Genomic DNA, 18,070 nt, shown 5'->3' on the forward strand with positions numbered 1-18,070 from the left:
GCCACGGCCGTCGTGGCCCGCCGTGGCGGCGTTTGGCGGTGCGTCCGGCCCGGTCCCGGCCGGACGCCGTCTGAGCGTTACTTCACCCCGACCTTCTCGGCCTTGCCGCCCTTGCGGCGCGGCTTCTTCGGGGGGGCAGGCACGATCTCGAACATCAGCTCATTGTCCTTGAGCTTCACGTTGACTTCGCCGCCATGAACCAGCTTGCCGAACAGCAGCTCTTCGGCGAGCGGCTGCTTGACCTTTTCCTGGATCAGTCGGCCCATCGGGCGGGCGCCGTACAGCTTGTCATAGCCGCGCGCGGTCAGCCACGACTTGGCTTCCTCATCAAGGCGGATATGAACGCCGCGATCGGCCAGCTGCAGCTCGAGCTGGAGGATGAACTTCTCCACCACCCGCGCCACGACTTCGGGCGGCAGATAGCCGAACGGCACGATCGCATCGAGGCGGTTGCGGAATTCGGGGGTGAAGAGCTTCTTCACCGCCTCTTCCTGCACATCCTCGCGCGCGATCTCGCCGAAGCCGATCGATTCGCGCGCCATGTCCGACGCGCCGGCATTGGTGGTCATGATCAGGATTGTGTTCCTGAAATCGACCGTCTTGCCGTGGTGGTCGGTCAGCTTGCCGTTGTCCATGACCTGCAACAGGATATTGAACAGGTCGGGATGCGCCTTCTCGATCTCGTCGAGCAACAACACCGAATGCGGATTCTGGTCGACCGCATCGGTCAGCAAGCCACCCTGGTCATAGCCGACATAGCCCGGCGGCGCGCCGATCAGCCGGCTGACCGAATGCCGCTCCATATACTCGCTCATGTCGAAACGCTGGAGCGGAATGCCCAGGATTTCGGCGAGCTGGCGCGCGACTTCGGTCTTGCCGACCCCGGTGGGCCCGCTGAACAGGTAATTGCCGATCGGCTTGTCGGGATCGCGCAGCCCCGCACGGCTCAGCTTGATCGCGCTGGACAGCACCTCGATCGCCTTGTCCTGGCCGAACACGACGCGCTTCAGGTCGGTCTGCAGGTTGGCCAGCACCTTGGTGTCGTCGGTCGACACCGTCTTGGGCGGGATGCGCGCCATCGTCGCGATGACCTGCTCGATCTCCTTGGGGGTGATCGTCTTCTTGCGCTTGTTGGGCGGCACCAGCATCTGCATCGCGCCGACCTCGTCGATCACGTCGATCGCCTTGTCGGGCAGCTTGCGGTCGTTGATATAGCGCGCCGACAATTCCACCGCCGACTTGATCGCGTCGGGGGTGTATTTGACGCTGTGATGCCCCTCGAACGCGGTGCGCAGCCCGGTCAGGATCTTGATCGTGTCCTCGACCGACGGTTCGTTTACATCGATCTTCTGGAACCGGCGCAGCAGCGCGCGATCCTTTTCGAAGTGATTGCGGAACTCCTTGTAGGTCGTGGAGCCGATGCAGCGGATCGTGCCGCCCGACAAAGCGGGCTTGAGCAGGTTCGACGCATCCATCGCCCCGCCGCTGGTCGCGCCCGCGCCGATGACGGTGTGGATCTCATCGATGAACAGGATCGCGTGCGGCAGCTTTTCCAGCTCCGACACCACCTGCTTCAGCCGCTCCTCGAAATCGCCGCGATAGCGCGTGCCCGCGAGCAGCGCGCCCATGTCGAGCGAATAGATGACGGCCGGCAGCAGCACTTCGGGCACGTCGCCCTCGATGATCTTGCGCGCCAGCCCTTCGGCGATCGCGGTCTTGCCGACGCCGGGATCGCCGACATAGAGCGGGTTGTTCTTGCTGCGGCGGCACAGGATCTGGACGGTGCGGTCCACCTCCGGCCCGCGACCGATCAGCGGGTCGACCTTGCCGTTCTTCGCCTTCTCGTTCAGGTCGACGCAGAACTGCTTGAGCGCGCTCTCGTTCTTGCCGCCCTTGGCGTCCTGTTTCTGAGGCTTTTCCTCTTCGGCCGCGCCCTTGACCTCGCGGCTTTCGGACGGGGTCCCGCCCTTGCCGACGCCGTGGCTGATATAGCTCACCGCATCCAGCCGGCTCATGTCCTGCTGCTGCAGGAAGTAGACCGCATAGCTCTCGCGCTCGCTGAACAGCGCGACGAGCACGTTGCCGCCGGTCACCTCGTCGCGGCCGGACGACTGGACGTGCAGGATGGCGCGCTGGACGACACGCTGAAAGCCGCTGGTCGGCGACGGGTCGGTCGCGTTCTCGACCTTCAGCGCCTCAAGCTCGGTGTCGAGGTAGCGCGCGACCACGGTCTTGAGCTCGGACAGGTCAACCCCGCACGCGCTCATCACCTTCGACGCGTGCTCGTCGTCGATCAGCGCGAGCAGCAGGTGTTCCAGCGTCGCATATTCGTGCCGCCGCGACGACGCGGCCTCGAGCGCGCGATGGAGGGTGGTTTCAAGCGCGGATGCAAAGGAAGGCATTTACGTCATACTCCAGTCGGATCGCGGCTTGGGCGCGATCCTTGATGGCAATGTCGGAAGCGTTCTGCCCCGCATCAAGCACTTGCACGCGGCGATTGCCGCACTAACCGTCCACCCGTTCGCCAGGCGCGTCATCGCTTGAACAGCGCGTCGGCGCTGGCGCGGTGTTGCGACGCGAACGCCATCCGCGCCCGGACGCGGGCGATCTCGCCCTCGAGCAGCGCGATGCGCGCCGCAAGCTCTTCGACCGAAAAGGGGTCGAGGTCCTGCCGGATCAGGGCCGTCAGCGGGTCACCCGGACTCCGCCCGAGAATCTCTTCGGCGTCCATCGGCACAGCGTTGACCGGGGGACGGGTGAAGTCAATAAGGCACCGGGCCCATATGGTGACGGGCCTCGACGGGGGATGCGGCGAAGCGATGGACCTGCCCGAAACGATGCGCGCGATAGATCCGGCCGAACGCGGGGGACCGGAAGTGCTTCGGATCGTCGAGCGCCCGGTGCCCGCGCCCGGCGCGGGCGAGGTGCTGATCCGCGTCGCGGCCGCCGGGGTCAATCGCCCCGACGTGCTCCAGCGCATCGGCCTCTACCCGATGCCGCCGGGCGCGCCCAGCATCCCGGGGCTCGAAGTCGCCGGCACCGTCGTCGCCGCGGGGCCGGGCGCAGCCGCCTCGCTGGTCGGGACACGCGTCTGCGCGCTGATCTCGGGCGGTGGCTATGCCGAATATGCGGTCGCGGTCGCCGCGCACTGCCTGCCACTGCCCGCCGGGCTGAGCGATGTCGAGGGCGCGGCGATGCCCGAGACGCTGTTCACCGTGTGGACCAACCTGTTCGAGCGGGCCTATGCGGCCGAGGGCGATACGGTGCTCGTCCATGGCGGCACCTCGGGCATCGGCACCATGGCGATCAGCCTGGCGAAGCTGTTCGGGCTGACCATCATCGTCACCGCCGGTTCGGACGAAAAGGTCGCCGCCTGCCTCGCCCACGGCGCCGATCATGCGATCAACTACCGGACCGAGGATTTCGTCGCGCGGGTTCAGGCGATCACCGAAGGCCAGGGGTGCCAGGTGGTGATCGACATGGTCGGTGGCGATTATGTCGCCCGCAACCTGAAATGCCTGGCCGAAGACGGCCGCCACGTCTCGATCGCGGTGCAGGGCGGCGCGAGCGCCGAAATCCCGCTGTTCGAAGTGATGCGCCGCCGCCTCACGCTCACCGGATCGACGCTGCGCCCGCGCAGCGCCGCGTTCAAGGCGCTGGTCGCCGACGAACTCGGCCGCACGGTGTGGCCGTTCGTCGCCGCCGGCCGCCTGCGCCCGGTCATCGACGGCACCTTCCCGCTTGCCCGGGCGGCCGACGCTCATGCGCGGATGGAGGCGGGCAGCCATTTCGGCAAGATCGTGCTGACGATGGGCGAGATCGCCTGAATCGCGCGCATGGCTTCGTCAGGTCGCGCGATATCTTCGATGCCGCCGCCGCACTATCGCGTCGACATCGCCACCGGCGCGCCGTCTGGCACCAGATCCGCCTTCAGATAATGCGAACCGTCCCGGAAACGCTTACGTCGAGGGATGTTGAGAAACGCACGGACTTCGTTCAGGTCGTTAGCCAGATAGCGGTCCCATTCGAAACAGATCAGTGGCCTGCTTCGCAAGCCTCGTTCAAAGCTCTCCAGCACCATGTCCCGTGCCTCTCTTTCCTCCAGCCCCGCGTCCAGCGGCAGGGGCGGCAGCAGCCTGTGAAGGTCGTTCAGGAAATCATCGACACAGACATCCGCCTCGAGTTGGCCGAGCTTCATCGACGCATAGGTGAATTTTTCGCAATCCCCGATGAAACGCGGAAATTCGAAGTGCTCGATTCTGCTGAAGTCCTGCGTATCTCGCCATATCGGATACGCCTGTGTCAGCCAGGCCGCACAGTGGTCATAGCCATTATTGGCCCAATCCGCGACGGTCGGAATGACTTCTTTGAGCCGAACCTGCCCCATCATGAAGGCGTAGATGCAAATTTCCTCGATCAACACCAGCATGTCGTGGCCGAAACGCCGGGGATCATTATAAACTAGGTACCCACCTTCCCATCCGTAATGGTAGAATTCACCGACCAGGTGATAAAAGTCGTGAGTCTGCCTCATCAATCTTATCAGCCATTTCATATCTGAATCTGGCGACAATGGGTTTTTGTCGAATTCATAAAACTTGGCATCGTTCATGTACTGAAGATAAGCACCACCCATTGAAGAATCTGTAAGATCAGCTAAATCTTGCGGAGACAAGTACGGCAAACAGTATTTTACACGACAAAGTTGCTCAACCGTTGAAAGCTCCAGCTCTCGTTGCTCAAGGCGAATTCGACGCACCCAATGATATCTGTTGATATCAATCGATGACCACTTTCTTGCTACAAAGTTTGATGGACATGATTTATTCCGTTCTATTTTGTCTTTTAGTAATTTATACCATGAATTTAGCTTATCATCGGGAACGAGTAGGAATGTCGAGTCATCGGTATTAAAGTAATTTTTCCCGACATAATCATCGGCTTCCAAAATATACTTATGTATATTTTCCATTTCCGACCCACCTTCCCCAAAAAGGCATGCTTGCTGTTTTGTAAGGCCCACGGATAGATTGTTTCACATTTCAGTAAAGGCGTTAAAAACTCTCTGTTTTGGTTTATACAGATATCATCATGGTTTCAACGCGATGGGCATTGCGTGTTTCAGGAAAATCTGCGGTCAGTATCTTGTGGGACTTACGGACCCGATTCTGATAATTACGAGCGCAGCGGGCGAGGCGAACGCAAAGGTTCAAGCGCGTTGGCCCGCCGCATCGACCACACCGGTACCGGCACGCCGCTGAACGGCTTGAAAAATTGATGTCGTCAAATCCAATTCTGTTAGGCGACAAGCACCAATCCGCCTAATGTCGGCCAAACTGGAGATCGATCGTGTTTCGGGTTCTGGGCGCATCGCCCGTATCGACGCTGCGGCCGCGCAGCGCAGCGTCAGAGGCGCTTGTCGGCGGCCGCCAATTTGGCGGAGTCGCGCGGGTGGCCGCCGAATGACCTCGCCGCGCCTCGTCCTGCATGAGGACCCGGTGTCGGGCAATTGCTACAAGATCCGGCTGGTCGCCGCGATCCTGGGCCTCCCGCTCGAACGTCGCGGCTACGACATTCTGAAGGGCGAGACGCGCACGCCGGCATTCCTTGCGCGGGTCAATCCCGACGGGCGCATCCCGGTGCTTCAGGTCGGCGATCGCTTCCTGCCCGAAAGCAACGCCGCCTGCCTCTATCTGGCCGATGGCAGCGACCTGGTCCCCCGCGGCCGGTTCGAACGCGCCGACATGATGCGCTGGCTGTTCTGGGAACAATACAGCCATGAACCCAATATCGCGACGCTGCGCTTCTGGCGCGCCTTTGTCGGCGAGGACCGGCTGAGCGACGCCCAGCGCGCGATGATCCCGGGCAAGGAGGCCGCCGGACGCGCCGCGCTCGACCTGATGGAGCGCCAGCTGCGGCGCAGTGCGTGCCTGGCGGGCGACCGGGTGACGCTCGCCGACCTCGTCCTCTATCCCTATACCCATGTCGCCGGCGGCGGCGGGTTCGACCTGGGCCTCTATCCGGCGATCGACGACTGGATGGAACGCATCGGCCGGTTGCCGGGTTTTGTCCCCATGGCGGATGCCGTATGACGGTTTGGTGAAGGCGCGACGATTCGATCTGTAACAATTTGGCGGCATAGGCCGGTCGAACCAAGGCGTGGGGACCACAGGGAATGGCCACGATCACCAAATTGCCGTTCGACATGGACGTTGCCGACCTCAGCGATTTCACCGACGCGGCGCCGTCGATCCCGGAAAAGGCGATCACCCAGCGGCGGCAATATCGCACCATCTGGATTTCCGACATCCATCTCGGCACCCGCGGCTGCAACGCGGAGATGCTGATCGACTTTCTCGACCATGTCGACAGCGAGAAGATGTATCTGGTCGGCGACATTTTCGACGGCTGGCAGCTGAAAAAGAAATTCTACTGGCCGGCCGCGCACAACGACATCGTCTGGCGCATCCTGAAGCGCGCCAAGCGCGGCACCAAAATCGTCTACATTCCCGGCAACCATGACGAGATGTTCCGCCAGTTCGCCGGCCTCAATTTCGGTGGCGTGGTGATCCGGCGCCAGGTGATCCACACCACCGCCGACGGCCGCCGCCTGCTGGTGCTGCACGGCGACGAATTCGACGCGATCACGCTCAGCCACCGCTGGCTCGCGCATCTCGGCGACTATGCCTATCATGCGATGATGGCGCTCAACCGCTGGGTCAACGCCTATCGCCGGGCGATGAAGCTGCCCTATTGGTCGCTCAGCAAATACGCCAAGCACAAGGTCAAGAACGCGGTCGAGTTCATCAGCGATTTCGAGGAAGCAGTCGCCCACGAGGCGAAGCTGCGCGGCGTCGACGGGGTGATCGCGGGGCATATCCACACCGCCGACATGCGCACGATCGAAGGCGTCGAATATTTCAACGACGGCGACTGGGTCGAAGGATGCACCGCGCTGGTCGAACATTTCGACGGGCGCATGGAGATCCTGCACTGGGCGGACGAGATCGCGATGCGCGACGGTGTCGTCCCGGTCGGGGTCGAGACGCGGGTCGCCGCATGAGCGCCGGCGTCGTCGGGGACGCGGGGCCGGCGCGGATGCGCATCGCCATCGTCACCGACGCCTGGGACCCGCAGGTCAACGGCGTGGTGCGCACGCTCAAGTCGATGCAGCGCATCCTGACCGCGCAGGGGCATGAAGTGCTGGTCATCTCGCCCGACCGCTTTTACTCGCTGCCCTGCCCCACTTATCCCGAAATCCGGCTGGCGGTGACCCGGGTGGCGACGGTGGGCGGGATGCTCGCCGAATTCGGCGCGGACGCGATCCATCTGGCCACCGAAGGGCCGCTCTGCGTCGCCGCGCGGCGCTGGTGCCTGCGCCGGGGTCTCCCCTTCACCACCGCCTATCACACCCAGTTCCCCGACTATGTCTCGGCGCGCTCGGGCCTGCCGGCGGAGTGGATCTGGCGCTATATCCAGTGGTTCCACGCCCCGGCCCGGGCGATCCTCGCGTCGACGCCGTCGATCCGCCAGGCGCTGGTCGACCATGGCCTCGACCAGGTGCGGCACTGGGGGCGCGGGGTCAGCCTCGACCAGTTCCGGCCCGACGTGCCGCCCCATCCCGATCTCGCCGACCTGCCCCGCCCGATCCAGCTTTATGTCGGGCGCGTCGCGGTCGAGAAGAATCTGGAGGCCTTTCTGCAGACTCGCCAGCCGGGGACGAAGGTCGTCGTCGGCGACGGCCCGGCGCGCACGTCGCTCGAGGCGCAATATCCCGATGCGATTTTCGTCGGCCCGCGCTTCGGTGACGAACTGGCCGGTTTCTATGCCGGGGCGGACGTCTTCGTCTTTCCCAGCCGAACCGACACCTTCGGGCTGGTGATGATCGAGGCGCTGGCCTGCGGCACGCCGGTTGCCGCCTTTCCGGTCAGCGGCCCGATCGACGTGCTCGACGCCCGTGTCGGCGCGATGTCGGAGGATCTGGACGACGCGATCGCGCGGGCGCTCGCGCTCGACCGCGCGGCCTGCGCCGACTACGGGCGCGGCTTCACCTGGGAAGCGAGCGCCGCACAGTTCCTGTCGGCGCTGGTGCCGATCGAAGGGGCGCTGCGCGAAGCCGCCTGACAGGCGCGCTTGTGCTTCGCGGCGCAACGCATTAAGTCAGGGATATTGAGCGGCCGCTCCGGCAAGGGGCGGCCCTTGTTGTTTCCGGAGGATTTTCGACGTGGCCCAGCCGCTGATGCCGCACGCGACCGCTTCCTGGCTGGTCGATAACACCGCGCTCTCGTTCGAGCAGATCGCCGAGTTCTGCGGCCTGCACATCCTGGAGGTCCAGGCGATCGCCGACGACACCGCCGCGACCAAGCTGACCGGGCGCGATCCGGTGCGCGCGCACGAACTGACCATGGAGGAGATCGAGAAGGGCCAGAACGACCCCGATTACCGGCTCCAGATGCTCAAGGGCCCCGATCAGGTCCGCCGGACCAAGGGCCCGCGCTACACCCCGGTCAGCAAGCGCCAGGACAAGCCCGACGGCATTGCGTGGATCATCCGCAACCATCCCGAGATCAGCGACGGCGCGATCGGCAAGCTGATCGGCACGACGCGCACGACCATCGCCGCGATCCGCGACCGCACCCATTGGAACATCGCCAATATCGTGCCCAAGGATCCGGTGACGCTGGGCCTGTGCTCGCAGCGCGAACTCGACGCGCTGGTCGCCAAGGCGGCGAAGGCGGCCGGGCTTGAAGCCCCCGTCGACACCCGGCTGGAGGGCGACCGCGAGGCGCTGATCGAACAGCTGCGCGCCGAGCGCGACGCTGCGGCGCGCGATGCCGAAGCCGCCGCCTCCGGGGTGGATCGCAGCGCGCCGGCGGAGCCGACCGCGGACACGCTGTTCCGGCGCTGACCCCTTCCCGGGGTTCGCCGCTTTCGCGCATGTGCCGATGCGGATAGCGTGGGGCTTCCACGATTCGCGAGGCTGAACCATGTGCGACGATCTGACCGCCGACGATAATGACCGGTTTCTCGGCACGCGCGCGGGGGTCTCGCGACGTGAGTTCGGCGCGCTCGCCGGCGCGGCCGGGCTGATCGCCGCGCTGCCCGTTCCGGCCAATGCCAAGCCGATTGCCGGGCGCGACGTGACGATCACCACCCCGGATGGCGTGTGCGATGCCTATTTCGCCGCCCCCTCGCGCGGCAAGGCGCCTGCCGTGCTCGTCTGGCCCGACATCATGGGCCTGCGCCCCGCCTTTCGCCAGATGGGCGACCGGCTCGCCCAGTCGGGCTTCGCGGTGCTGACCGTCAACCAGTTCTACCGTTCGACCAAGGCGCCGTTCCTCGCGCCCGGCGAAAGCTTCGACCAGCCCGAAGTGCGCGCCCGCATCGCGCCGTGGCGCGCGGCGTTGAGCCAGGACGGGACGCGCCGCGACGCGCGCACCTTCGTCGACTGGCTCGACCGCCAGCCCCAGGTCGATACGCGGCGCGGTATCGGCACCACCGGCTATTGCATGGGCGGTCCGATGACGATGCTGACCGCGACCGAGCGGCCCGACCGCGTGCGCGCGGGTGCGTCGTTCCACGGCGGCGGGCTCGCCACCGACCGGCCGGACAGCCCGCATCTCGGCGTGCCGGCGATGAAGGCCGGCTTCCTGTTCGCGGTCGCCGAGAATGACGACCAGCGCAACCCGGCCGAAAAGGACAAGCTCCGCGACGCCTATGCCGCCGCGAAGCTGCCTGCCGAGATCGAGGTCTATGCCGGCACGCTCCACGGCTGGTGCCCGCCCGACAGCCGCGTCTACAATGCGGCGCAGGCGGAAAGGGCGTGGGGCCGGCTGCTCGCCCTGTTCGACGGCGGCCTGCGTCGCGGCTGACCGGCGCGCGTCGGCGCACTTGACCGCGACGCGGAATCGTTCACTATATGTTCTCATTTTGAGCGGAAGGAGCGAGTCGTGGCCGAGGAACTGGTGCTCTACACCCACCCCTTTTCGCGGGGACGGATCGCACGGTGGATGATCGAGGAGGTCGGCGCGCCTTACCGGACCGAGTTGATCGAATACGGCCCGCCGATGAAATCGCCCGAATATCTCGCGATCAACCCGATGGGCAAGGTGCCGGCGATCACCCATGGCGGGCGCATCGTCACCGAAGCCGCGGCGATCTGCGCCTATCTGGCCGACGCCTTCCCCGATGCCGGGCTCGCCCCGCGGGCGGACGAGCGCGCGGATTATTATCGCTGGCTGTTCTACGCCGCCGGACCGCTCGAACATGCCGTGACCGAGAAATCGCGCGGCATCGCGCCGAGCGAGAAGGAGATGCAGTTGGTTGGCTACGGCCATTACGATCTGGTCGTCGACGTGCTCGATGCGCTGCTGACGCGCCAGCCTTTCGCGGCGGGCGATCGCTTCACCGCCGCCGATGTGGCGCTCGGTTCGCAGATCGGCTGGGGCCTGCAATTCGGCACCCTGCCGCATCGCGACGCCTTTGCCGCCTATGTCACGCGCGTCACCGACCGGCCCGCCTATGTCCGTGCCAAGGGCACCGACGACGCGCTCGCCGCCGCCGCGGGTTGAGGCGGACACCGGATCGCCACAATCCTGGTCGATACGTCCGGCGACAGCGGGGGTAGCCGATGATTTTCGCGATGCTGTGGATCCAGGCGCTTCCCGCCCTCCCCGCTCGCCAGACCCCGCCGGCGCCGCGGCTGACCGAAACGCCCGGCGATTGCGCGGCCGCCCCCGGCGATGACATCGTCATATGCCGCCGGCGCGACGACGCCCGCTACCGATTGGCACCGCTGCCCGACACCTGGGTCCGATCCGACCGCGCCGAAGCCGACCTCGCCGGCGGCAAGCTGTCGGTGGAGGCGGAGCAGGGACGTTACGATCCGCGCCTGATGCTCCGCTTCAAGCTACCGTTCTGACCGCACCGCGCGGCCGAAGGATCAGGGCCGAAGGATCAGGACACCGTCGCCGTCGGTGCCCCGCCCCGCCCGCGCAGCGCCTCCGCGCTGATGCCGACATCCTTGATCGCGCGGCTGCCGTCGCCGAGCGGCGCGACCTGCGATCCGTTGATCGTGACGGTCAGCTGATCGGGGCGGCCGACATTGATCATCGGCCGGTCCGCGTTCATCGGCACGTCATACCGTTCGCCGGGTGCCAGCGTCTTCATCACCAGCGTCTCGTTGCTGGCATCATAGACACGGACCCACACCTCTTCCTTGGCGGTCAGCGTCACCTGCCCGGCAGAGGTCGGCGCGGCGGCGGCCGCGGCGGCGGGATCGGGACGCGCGCTCACGCCCCCCGCCGACGCCGCAGGTGCTGGTTGCGGCGCGATGCCCAGGTCGCGCTCGACGCGCGCCTGTTCGGCGACCGGCGCCTCGCCCGGTGCGAACATGCCGGGGGCATAGATCAGCCCGACCGCCACGATGGCGACGATCGCCACCACCAGCGCGCCGATCGCCAGTGCCGCCGACGGCACCCGGCGCGGCTCGCGAAATTCCTCGGCGACGCGCGGCGGATCGCGGTGATAGCTGCCGGCCAGCTCGCGGCGCAGTTCGCGCGACAGCTCGACATCGTCGACGCCGACCGCGCGGGCATAGGCGCGGCAAAACCCCATGACATAGGTGATCGACGGCAGGCTCGAATAGCTCGATGTCTCGATCGCATCGAGGTGGCGTTGCGGGATCCGGGTGCGCGCCGCGATCTCGGCCAGATCGAGACCCTGGGCGACGCGGGCGTCGCGCAGCCGTTCGCCGACGGTTTTCGGAAAAAGTTGCGGGTCGCCCATGACTTCGGCTTCGCCCATCCCGGTCTCTCCAGCGAAAGCGTGGGCGCGACCTCCCCGCTTTCGTGCCTATGGGGTTTCCCCGACCCGACCCGCGCTGTCAACGCCGCATCGGGGCGGATCGTCTGAAATCAGGCGATTTCCACGGCATTTGCGGTCGCCCAGGCAAGCAGCGGCTCGCGCAGGCTGCGCGGCGGGTGCGCGAGCAGCCGGTCCATCTCCGCGGTCAGCGCGGCGCGGTCGAGCGATCGGATCATCGCCTTGACCGGCCCGACCGCGGCCGGGGTGATCGACAGCCGGTCGATGCCGATGCCGATCAGCGCCATCGCCTCCAGCGGCCGGCCGCCCATTTCGCCGCACACCGCCACCGGCTTGCCCGCCGCGCGTGCCTCGCCCGCCACGCGGCGCAGGAAGCGCAGGATCGCCGGGCTCAGCCAGTCATAGCGCAACGCCAGCTTGGGATGCGCGCGGTCGGCCGCGAACAGGAACTGGGTCAGGTCGTTGGTGCCGATCGACAGAAAATCGAGCCGCGGCAGCAGCATGTCGAGCACGTCGGCCAGTGCCGGCACCTCCAGCATCGCGCCATAGCGGATTTCGGTCGGCAATTTGCGCCCGCGCGCGCCCAGCCATTCGCGCTGCGCCTCGAACAGCGCGCGCGCCTCTTCATATTCCCAGGGTTCGGACACCATCGGGAACATGACGTTGAGCTGGCGGCCCGACGCGGCTTCGATCAGCGCGCGCGCCTGCGCCTTCATCAGCCCGCCGCGGTCGAGCGCCAGGCGCAGCGCGCGCCAGCCCATCGCGGGGTTTTCCTCCTCATTGCCCTCGTCATGGTTGAGGTACGGCAGCGCCTTGTCGCCGCCGACATCGACGGTGCGGAAAATCACCGGCCGGTCGCCCGCCGCGTCGAGCACGTCGCGATACAGGCGCTGCTGACGCTCGCGCTGCGGCAGGGTCGCGGAGACCAGGAACTGGAATTCGGTGCGGAACAGGCCGATGCCGTCCGCGCCGGTCAGGTCGAGTGCGGCGACATCGTCGCGCAAGCCGGCATTGACCATCAGCGTGACGCGATGCGCGTCGCGCGTCACCGGCGGCTCGTTCTTCAGCGCGGCAAAGGCGGCACGACGCTTCTGGCTCGCCGCCAGCTTGGCCGCAAACGCCTCGTCCATCGCCGCCGACGGGCGCACGACCAGCGTTTCGCCGGTCACGTCGAGCAGGATGCGGTCGCCCTCCGCGATCAGCCGCCGCACGTCGCGCACGCGGCCCAGCACCGGCACCCCCATCGCGCGGGCGACGATGGTGACGTGCGCGGTCAGCGATCCTTCCTCAAGCACCACGCCCTTCAGTCGCCGGCGGTCATATTCGAGCAGCTCGGCCGGGCCCAGGTTGCGGGCGATCAGGATCGAATCCTGGCGCAGCCCCATCTGTGCCGCCGTGCCCAGCTGGCCCGACACGATCCGCAGCAACCGGTTGGACAGGTCCTCTAGGTCGTGCATCCGGTCGCGCAGCAGCGGGTCGTCGATCTGGCGCATCCGCATCCGGGTGCGCTGCTGGACGCGCTCGATCGCGGCCTCTGCGGTCAGGCCGCTGTCGATCGCCTCGTTGATCCGCCGCGACCAGCCCTCGTCATAGGCGAACATCTTGTAGGTCTCGATGACCTCCTCATGCTCGCCCGCGCCGCCGAACTCGGCCTGGCTCGTCATGCGGTCGATCTGCTCGCGCATCTTGTCGAATGCGGCATAGACGCGGTGGCGCTCCGCCTCGACATCCTCGGCGACGGTGTGTTCGATGGTGATGCGCGGTTGATGGAACACCGCGACGCCCGCCGCCATCCCCTCGACCAGCTTGAAACCGGGCACGCGCATCGTCGCGGTCGACTGCGGGCGCGCCGCATCGCTCGCCGCCCCGTCGATCAGGCCGGCATTGGCGATCAGTTCGGACAATACCATCGCCACCGTCTGCAACGCCTCGATCTCGACATCGTCGTACCGGCGCGGGTCGACATGCTGCACCGCCAGCACCCCGACCGCACGCTCACGGCGGATGATCGGCACGCCGGCGAAGCTGTGAAACCGCTCCTCGCCCGTTTCCGGACGATAGGCGAAATCGGGATGCGCCGTCGCCTCATCAAGGTTCAGCGTTTCCACATTCTTGGCAATCGTGCCGACCAGCCCTTCGCCCAGCGTCATCTTGGTGACGTGCACCGCCGCCTCCGACAGGCCGCGCGTCGCGAACAGCTCGAGCACGCCGTCGCGCAGCAGGTAGATCGAGCAGACCTCGCTATCCAGCGCCTCGCCGATGATGTTGACGACCGCGTTCAGCTTGCTCTGCGCGGGCGTGCGCGCCGCCATCACATCATGAAGGCGGGTCAGGATCTCGCGGGCGGAGGCGGCAGCGGAAAAGGGCATGGGACAGGGCTAACAGATTGCGGGGCAACGCGCCAAGGGTGCCGCCACGCCGCGCGCAGCGAAGGGGTTCGGCGCGCGGCGCTCAGAGCGCGCGGATCAACCGGGCGGCGACCGCCAGCCACGGGGGGTCGGCGACCACCTGCTGGCGCTGACCCGTGCCGAGCGGGATGAGGTGCAGCCTGCCGCCATCCCGCGCGATCAGCCGCCCGAACAGGAACCGGCCCGCCGCCCGCGGCACGAGCACGTCGCGGTTGAGCGCGGCGTCGAAGCCTTCGGGTGCCAGGCGGCGGCACCACAGCTCGTCGCCCGCGCGATAGTCGCCCATCCCCACAGCGATGCGCAACGCGACCATCTCGGGTTCGGGGCGCGGCGGCACTGCCACCTCGGCGCGCCGGGGCGCGACCGCCCCGCCCGCTTCCAGCCACGCCGCGACCGGCACGTCGGCGCGATCGGGCAGCCGGACCAGGTCCGCCGCCTCGACGTCGAGCGCGCGGGCGATCCGGTTGAGCCACGCGACCGACACGGTGCGGGTGCCGGTCTCCAGCCGGCCGATCGTCTGCGCCGTCGTCGGCGGCACGCAACGCTGCGCGACTTCGTCGAGCGTCAGCCCCTTGGCGCGGCGCACCTCGCGGATCGAACTGATCATCTCGCCCCTCCATTTAACCAGATCGGTTTCTCTCTGTCCTACAATCGAGCGATAATGGCAATAGAGCCGCATCGGGTTTCGAGGAGGCGAGGATGCGCGAACTGATCGACCGGCCCCTTGACGCGCAGCGGCCGTCAGGGCGTCAAGTTTGTGTCAACTTAGCCGAATCGCCGCTCACCTGGCTGCGTGCGCGCGGCCATGTCGATGCCCGCCAGTTCGAGGCGGGCGAGCGGCTGCGCGCCGATTATGAGCGCGCGCATCTCGCCCCCAGCATCACCATGCGGTGGGATGCGGCCGCCGCGTCGCGCGGGCGACGCGGCCCCGACCGGGGGCTCGATCCGGGCGCGGCGCAGATCGCGGCCAGGCAGCGTTTCGATGCGGCGATCGCGGCAACCGGGCGCGGCCTCAGCGACATTTTGTGGCGCGTCGTCTGCGCGGGCGAAGGGATGAGCCACGCCGAACGCGCGCTCGGCTGGCCGGCGCGCGCGGGCAAGCTGGTGCTCGGCCTCGCGCTCGACCGGCTCGCCGATCACTATCGCCTGCCCTGACCGCATCGCGCGGCGGTTTCGCCGGCCCGCGCGATCGGCTATCCGGGGGCGCATGCGGCTGCGCTTCATCAAATGCCATGGCTCGGGCAACGACTTCCCGCTGATCGACGCGCGCGATCTGGCGCTCACCGATACGCAATGGGCGGTGGTCGCGCGCGCGCTGTCCGATCGCGGCGGACCGGTCGGCAGCGACGGGCTGCTGCTGCTCACCGGCGATGCCGCGACGGGCGAACGGCCGGGCATGCGGATGTTCAACCCCGACGGCAGCGAGGCCGAAACCTGCCTCAACGGCCTGCGCTGCACCGCGCGGCTGGCGTTCGAGGTCGGCGGGCAGGCCGAAATGACGATGCAGCTCAAGACCAGTACCGCCGATGTCCGCCGCGTCGACCCGATCGCCCCCGGCGTCGTCACGGTCGAAACGCGGGTCGGCCCCGTATCGACGCGCAGCCGCGACGTCGGGCTGACCCATGGCGTCGACCATGTCGTATTCGCGATCATCCCCGGCCTGCCGAGCCTGCGCCGCTTCACCGCCGTCGCCATGCCCAACCCGCACCTGATCAGCTTTGTCGACACCGTCGACGAGGACGAGCTGGTCGCGCTCGGCGACTGGTGCGAGTCCGCGCCGCCGCTCATTCCCGGCCGCGCCAATGTCAGCTTCGTCGAGCTGCGCGGCCGCGACCTCTATGTCCGCACCTATGAACGCGGTGTCGGTCTGACCAACAGCTGCGGCAGCGCGATGGCGGCGTCGACCTTCGCCGCCGCGCTCAACGGCCGGGTCGCCTTCGACCGCTGGCTGACCGTCTTCAACCGCGGCGGCATGGTGGGCGCGATGGCCAGTGCGCCGCATGGCCCGAGCGCGGACCCGGCGGCCGGGGCTTCGGCGTCGGTGCCCGCGAACATGGTCGCGATCCGCGGCAATGCGACCTTCGAATTCGACGCCGAGGTCGAGGTCGATCTCGACACCGGTGCGCTCGGCGCCTTCCACATCGTCAACCGCCGCGACGACGAAGTCCGCGCCTGGACCGACGCGGTCGCGGCCCTGAGCACGGTCGATCAGGGACGAACAGGACAGAGCCCATCGTGGACATCGGAATGATCTGGGTCGAACCGCCGCAACGTCGTGGTCCGCCTCAACCTGATAGGGGCACCCGGTTTCGGCCTGTGCGGGGCATCGGGGCATCTGCGCGTCTGCGCACAGCCCAGAATTGGCCAGCCTCGCCTTTTCGACTTCTGAGAGGAATCGTAGGTGTCGCAACGGGGCTGCCGCCTCGTGCGATCATGCGGGGAAACGCCAGGCCATTGTCCTGTCGCCCCTTTGCGGTGATGCTGGGCGGGGCATTGGCGATCGCGGGCTGTGCCACCCACGCCGGCAGGCCGGACCCGGTCGAACCGCTGACGCTCGACCTGACCCGCACGGCGGAGCGGGAGGTCATGGCGCGCTATCGCCTGCGCGCGCCGACGACGGCGCTGCACTTTCCCCAGGCGCTGGGCGGTTATCGGGCCGATGCGTGGCGCGCCGCGGAGCCCGGTTTCCGATGGGTGGACGAAGGCAATGGCGAGCGGGTGGAGCGCGTCGACGGGCGGCCGTTCCGCACGGTCGCGTTCGCCATTGCCATCGATTATCGCGCGCTGCCGAAAAGCTATGCGCCCTTTTCGCCGTTCAGCCAGGGCGGCGCGCTCGTGCATTCGGGGCAGTTCCACGCGTGTCTCGCCGCCCCGTGCGAACAGCCGGCGCCCCTGTCCGTCCGCGTCGACGCGCCCGGCGCGACGATCGGCGTCGAGGGGCGTCGCACGCCGGCGCGCGAACGCTTCGTCAGCCGCGACGAGGGCACGAACATCTTCATCGGCACGCTGCAGCCGGTGGACGCCGATGGTTTCGTCGCGATCATCGATCCCGGCCTGCCGCCTGCCACGCGTCAGCATCTCGACCGCTCGCTTCCCGACGCGATCCGGGGCTTTGCCGCGATTTATGGTCCGCTGTACTTCAAGCCGGAACTCTATGTGTCGATCGACGACACGCCGGAGAAAAACGGCCGGATTTCGACCCAGGGCGGCACCCTGCCGCGGCAGATTTTCATGCACTTCGATGGCGAGAATGCCAGGGAACGGGTGGCGGCGGGCGACACACTGTGGCTGGACTGGTTCTTCGCCCATGAGGCCGCGCACCTGTTCCAGCAGGACAAGTTCGGCAAGCTGGTCGGCGACGATCAGGTGGGATGGATGCACGAAGGCGGCGCGGATGCGCTGGCCGCGCTGGCCATGGCCGCGCGGGGACCGGCAGCGCGCGCCTATGTGCTGAGCCGCGAACAGGCGGCGGAAAAGGCCTGTGCCGACGGTGTTGCAGTCACAGCGCTGCCCAAGGCGAAGGGCGAAGGTAAGTTCGACCTGCATTATCAATGCGGGCTGATCATCTGGCTCGCGCTCGATCAGGCGTTGCGGCGCGGCGGCAAGGATGGCCTGCACGACCTCAATCGCGCTCTGTTCGCGGCGGTGCGCGGCGGACAGCCATGGGGCGAGCCGCTCCTGTTCGAGACTGCGCGCCAGCTCGGCGTCGCACCGCCGTTGCTGGCCCAGATCGCGCGGCTGACACAGGGCAGCTCAACCGACGCGGTCGATGCCGTCGCCATGCTGGGGCCGGTCGGCGCGCAATCGCTGCAACCCTAGCCCCGAGGCACCGGGAATGC

At 67.1% G+C, this 18,070-nt stretch carries 17 protein-coding genes; 11 read left to right on the forward strand and 6 right to left on the reverse strand.

The window, feature by feature from the left end; all coding sequences use genetic code 11:
• Positions 1–77: 77 nt before the first annotated feature.
• Both clpA and AX676_RS06855 read right to left on the reverse strand, forming a co-directional pair.
• A complete protein-coding gene (clpA, locus tag AX676_RS06850; RefSeq protein WP_066477704.1) occupies positions 78–2,402 on the reverse strand; it encodes an ATP-dependent Clp protease ATP-binding subunit ClpA in 2,325 nt (774 codons plus the stop codon).
• Positions 2,403–2,533: 131 nt separating this feature from the next.
• A complete protein-coding gene (locus AX676_RS06855) occupies positions 2,534–2,731 on the reverse strand; it encodes a DUF1192 domain-containing protein (RefSeq protein ID WP_066477712.1) in 198 nt (65 codons plus the stop codon).
• 52 nt (positions 2,732–2,783) lie between these two features.
• Here AX676_RS06855 and AX676_RS06860 point away from each other — a divergent pair, with 52 nt between their 5' ends.
• Positions 2,784–3,827: an NAD(P)H-quinone oxidoreductase gene (locus AX676_RS06860; protein ID WP_443025989.1), complete on the forward strand. Its 1,044-nt coding sequence runs from the start codon at positions 2,784–2,786 to the stop codon at positions 3,825–3,827.
• 53 nt (positions 3,828–3,880) lie between these two features.
• On the opposite strand, the gene AX676_RS17710 is transcribed toward AX676_RS06860, so the two are convergent.
• Positions 3,881–4,972 carry a Coq4 family protein gene (locus AX676_RS17710; protein WP_156437655.1) on the reverse strand — a complete coding sequence of 364 codons (1,092 nt, stop codon included), beginning with the start codon at positions 4,970–4,972 and terminating at the stop codon, positions 3,881–3,883.
• Positions 4,973–5,462: 490 nt separating this feature from the next.
• On the opposite strand from AX676_RS17710, the gene AX676_RS06870 reads away from it, so the two are divergent.
• The 7 genes from AX676_RS06870 (at position 5,463) to AX676_RS06900 (ending at position 10,921) form a co-directional block, all read left to right on the forward strand.
• Positions 5,463–6,092 carry a glutathione S-transferase family protein gene (locus tag AX676_RS06870; protein ID WP_066477714.1) on the forward strand — a complete coding sequence of 210 codons (630 nt, stop codon included), beginning with the start codon at positions 5,463–5,465 and terminating at the stop codon, positions 6,090–6,092.
• A gap of 83 nt (positions 6,093–6,175) precedes the next feature.
• The gene (locus AX676_RS06875) at positions 6,176–7,063 is read left to right on the forward strand and encodes a UDP-2,3-diacylglucosamine diphosphatase (RefSeq protein WP_066477715.1); all 888 of its coding nucleotides are present in this window, start codon (positions 6,176–6,178) and stop codon (positions 7,061–7,063) included.
• Between the two features lie 35 nt (positions 7,064–7,098).
• Positions 7,099–8,124: a glycosyltransferase family 4 protein gene (locus AX676_RS06880; protein WP_066477995.1), complete on the forward strand. Its 1,026-nt coding sequence runs from the start codon at positions 7,099–7,101 to the stop codon at positions 8,122–8,124.
• A 100-nt stretch (positions 8,125–8,224) separates the two neighbouring features.
• Positions 8,225–8,908, forward strand: a complete 684-nt coding sequence (locus AX676_RS06885; RefSeq protein WP_066477718.1) for a DUF1013 domain-containing protein — start codon at positions 8,225–8,227, stop codon at positions 8,906–8,908.
• Between the two features lie 79 nt (positions 8,909–8,987).
• Entirely contained in the window at positions 8,988–9,872 is an 885-nt protein-coding gene (locus AX676_RS06890) for a dienelactone hydrolase family protein (protein ID WP_066477721.1), read from the forward strand.
• Between the two features lie 78 nt (positions 9,873–9,950).
• Positions 9,951–10,571, forward strand: coding sequence for a glutathione S-transferase family protein (locus AX676_RS06895; protein WP_066477724.1), 621 nt, complete (start codon positions 9,951–9,953; stop codon positions 10,569–10,571).
• Between the two features lie 71 nt (positions 10,572–10,642).
• On the forward strand, positions 10,643–10,921 hold the full coding sequence (locus AX676_RS06900; RefSeq protein WP_156437656.1) for a hypothetical protein: 279 nt from the start codon (positions 10,643–10,645) through the stop codon (positions 10,919–10,921).
• Positions 10,922–10,956: 35 nt separating this feature from the next.
• Here the strand turns inward: AX676_RS06900 and AX676_RS06905 are convergent, their stop codons facing one another.
• From AX676_RS06905 to AX676_RS06915, 3 genes are all read right to left on the reverse strand, one after another.
• Entirely contained in the window at positions 10,957–11,805 is an 849-nt protein-coding gene (locus AX676_RS06905) for a helix-turn-helix domain-containing protein (protein ID WP_156437657.1), read from the reverse strand.
• A gap of 110 nt (positions 11,806–11,915) precedes the next feature.
• Positions 11,916–14,192 (reverse strand): phosphoenolpyruvate--protein phosphotransferase, encoded by a 2,277-nt coding sequence (gene ptsP / locus AX676_RS06910; RefSeq protein ID WP_066477733.1) that lies wholly within the window; start codon positions 14,190–14,192, stop codon positions 11,916–11,918.
• 82 nt (positions 14,193–14,274) lie between these two features.
• Positions 14,275–14,838, reverse strand: a complete 564-nt coding sequence (locus AX676_RS06915; protein WP_066477735.1) for a helix-turn-helix domain-containing protein — start codon at positions 14,836–14,838, stop codon at positions 14,275–14,277.
• Positions 14,839–14,930: 92 nt separating this feature from the next.
• Here AX676_RS06915 and AX676_RS06920 point away from each other — a divergent pair, with 92 nt between their 5' ends.
• The 3 genes from AX676_RS06920 (at position 14,931) to AX676_RS06930 (ending at position 18,050) form a co-directional block, all read left to right on the forward strand.
• Entirely contained in the window at positions 14,931–15,386 is a 456-nt protein-coding gene (locus tag AX676_RS06920; RefSeq protein WP_066477741.1) for a DUF6456 domain-containing protein, read from the forward strand.
• 52 nt (positions 15,387–15,438) lie between these two features.
• On the forward strand, positions 15,439–16,482 hold the full coding sequence (dapF, locus tag AX676_RS06925; RefSeq protein WP_066477744.1) for a diaminopimelate epimerase: 1,044 nt from the start codon (positions 15,439–15,441) through the stop codon (positions 16,480–16,482).
• Between the two features lie 203 nt (positions 16,483–16,685).
• Positions 16,686–18,050 carry a hypothetical protein gene (locus AX676_RS06930; protein ID WP_156437658.1) on the forward strand — a complete coding sequence of 455 codons (1,365 nt, stop codon included), beginning with the start codon at positions 16,686–16,688 and terminating at the stop codon, positions 18,048–18,050.
• Positions 18,051–18,070: the final 20 nt, after the last annotated feature.

It is taken from the genome of Sphingomonas sp. CCH21-G11, assembly GCF_001555965.1.
Classification (GTDB): domain Bacteria; phylum Pseudomonadota; class Alphaproteobacteria; order Sphingomonadales; family Sphingomonadaceae; genus Sphingomonas.